We start from the raw sequence: 867 nt of genomic DNA on the forward strand, positions 1-867 counted from the left end.
GGATCGCCGACGCGCTGACCGGCGCGGCCCCGACGCCGGCGGCCGGTGCGGTGCCGAGCGGTACGACCACGGCGGGGACCGCGTGAACCGGGCCCCGCACGAGAGGAGCCGGCCGGTATGAGCCTCGTCGTCTACCTGGCGGCCCTCGTCTTCGGGATGACGTCCGTGCTGCTGTTCCGCCGCCCGCGCACGGCGGCCCCGCGCAACCCGCTGACGCTGTCCACCTGCGCGGCGGTCATCCTGGGCGCCCTGGTCTTCGTGTGCGCCGCCCCGGCCACCCTGGCCCGCGTCAACTCCCTCACCGGCGTCCCCAACTTCGGGGCCCCGCTGACCTACGGGATGCTCTCCGCGTACAGCTGCGCGGTGCTGGTGCTGCTGATCAACTGGCGGGGCGGGTCGCGGGAGCGGGTGCGGCGCATGGTGCTGCGCAGTGTGGCCGCCTACGGGCTGCTGGTCGCCGCCATCGTCGTCCTGTTCGCGCTCGCCGAGGCGGACACCGAACGGCTGACCGACCTCGACACGTACTACGCCAACACCCCGTTCATGCGGGAGATGATCCTGCTCTACCTGGTCGGGCACAGCGCGGCGATGCTGGTGATGTGCGCCGTCTGCGTCAAGTGGGGGCGCGAGGTCGGCGGGCTGCTGCGGACCGGGCTGCGGCTGATCCTCGTGGGGGCACTGCTGGACGTGGTGGGGTTCCAGCTCACCAAGTACACGGCCCTGGTGGCCCGTTGGACGGGCCATGAGCTGGACTTCCTGTCCACCACGGTCGCCCCGCCGATGGCCTCGCTGGGCGCGCTGCTGTGCTCGGCCGGGTTCGTGCTGCCGAGGCTGCTGCCGCCCGTCCTCGCGCAGTGGCGGGGGGGC

1 pseudogene is annotated in these 867 nt (G+C 73.2%); it reads left to right on the forward strand.

The window, feature by feature from the left end:
- Positions 1-117 precede the first annotated feature (117 nt).
- Positions 118-867: pseudogene (locus B7767_RS40950) on the forward strand (hypothetical protein); the annotation flags it as partial.

Source organism: Streptomyces sp. 13-12-16 (genome assembly GCF_002114215.1).
Lineage (GTDB): Bacteria > Actinomycetota > Actinomycetes > Streptomycetales > Streptomycetaceae > Streptomyces.